A 763-nucleotide genomic window follows, 5' to 3' on the forward strand; every position below is an offset into this window, starting at 1 on the left:
GTTGATGAAGATGATCTTAACGTCAGTGGTGCTCAGGGCTCTGATGCCGATAAAGAGCCGACGCTAATCTCGGGCAACTTCGTGATTGAAGAGGGCGCGGATGGCATTAAGAGCTATCAAATCGAAGCCACTTCCCCTGTATTGGCTGATTTATCCTCTGGCGGCGAAGCGCTGGAGTGGAGCAATGGCTCGCCAGTACAAAACGGCACTCAGTTTACTTACACTGCACAAACGCTCTCGGGCGAAGCGGTGTTTACTATGGTGTTTGATACCGCCGATAACAGCTACCAATTCAACCTACTTCAGCCGCTCGACCATGCGTTAGCAGATGGTGAGAACGAGATTGAGTTGGGCTTTAATATCAGCGCAACAGATTTTGACAACGACACCACGGCGCCACAAACCTTGACCATTACCGTGGTGGATGACATTCCAACCATTACGTCGGTTGAGCCGTTAAGCGTCGATGAAGATGATTTGCCAGCCGGTAGCGACGGTAACCAACCGCTGGAAGTGAGCGGTGACTTTACTACCACACAAGGCGCCGATGGCGTGGTGTTGTACCGAATTGACCCAACCACCAATCCGGTGGATGGGCTTAGCTCGGGTGGGGTAGCAATCACACTCGATCCGCCAACGATTAATGGCGATAACCAATACAGCTATGTCGCCAAAGCGGGCAACGTTGAAGTGTTTAAGCTGACGTTAAATGCTGATGGCAGCTACAGCTTTGAGCTAAAAGCCCCCATTGACCACGCTGACA

General features: G+C 51.5%; 1 protein-coding gene. It reads left to right on the plus strand.

All coding sequences use genetic code 11. The features are described from left to right. Positions 1–763, plus strand: a 763-nt coding sequence (locus H2O73_RS20265) for a T1SS-143 repeat domain-containing protein (protein ID WP_438696104.1), incomplete at both ends; no start/stop codon positions are given.

This window comes from Vibrio marinisediminis, assembly GCF_014050145.1.
Taxonomy (GTDB): Bacteria; Pseudomonadota; Gammaproteobacteria; order Enterobacterales; family Vibrionaceae; genus Vibrio; species Vibrio marinisediminis.